An 822-nucleotide genomic window follows, 5' to 3' on the forward strand; every position below is an offset into this window, starting at 1 on the left:
TCCGAATTCCGATAAAGAAACTTTCGATAAGAATAAAAATCTCTTAAAAGAAATTAATAACATGGCTTTGGTGGTTGGAAATTCAAATAGAGAATCGAGAATTTTATTTTACACAAATTATTTAAGAAAGATAGTTACAAATTCTTTGGAAAATAGCATGAAAAATTTTGACGGAAATTTATTTACCGTTTATGGAAAACCCGACAACAGTATGACTTCTTTATCGAACGAGGCTTACGGATTTAAAACGCGATTATATAATTCTTACTCTAATTCCAAAAATCCAACTTTATCAATAATTTCAAATGTTATAAGTTATTCCCAAAGCGACAATGAAAAAATACTTAATTATGCAAAAATAATAGAAGATAGATATACGGCAAGAGACACCAACACTGCGTATAATTTATCCGAAGAAGGCTATAAATTTTTCGCGCAGTCTTATAGTAATATTAGCGACTCGAATGCATACAGATTTGTAAAAGCTATACTTCCAATTTATAGAAGAATGGGAGAGGATGGAGCGATTAAAGGCGCAAATAGAGCCTTGCATTTTATGTCTTTATACACAAACGAAAATTACGATTTGATAGACGAATATTTTACTCCAAGAACTTTATCGAGATTCCTTAAATCCACAAACAATTTGAAAAATAATTTAAACGATTCTATTAGATATTTGAATTATATCGCAAGCAGAGTGGACGGAGAATATAAAAATAAAATTTTAGAGATTGCAGTTTTGTATAATTTGATATACGCTAAAAGCTCTACCATTCTTCTATAAATTGGAAGTATAGCTTTTACAAATCTGTATGCATT

1 pseudogene is annotated in these 822 nt (G+C 29.4%); it reads left to right on the forward strand.

Features of this window, described 5'->3' with window-relative positions:
* A pseudogene (locus EZH24_RS12850) lies at positions 1-787 on the forward strand (ABC transporter); the annotation flags it as partial.
* Positions 788-822: the final 35 nt, after the last annotated feature.

It is taken from the genome of Brachyspira catarrhinii (assembly GCF_005518285.1).
Classification (GTDB): domain Bacteria; phylum Spirochaetota; class Brachyspiria; order Brachyspirales; family Brachyspiraceae; genus Brachyspira; species Brachyspira catarrhinii.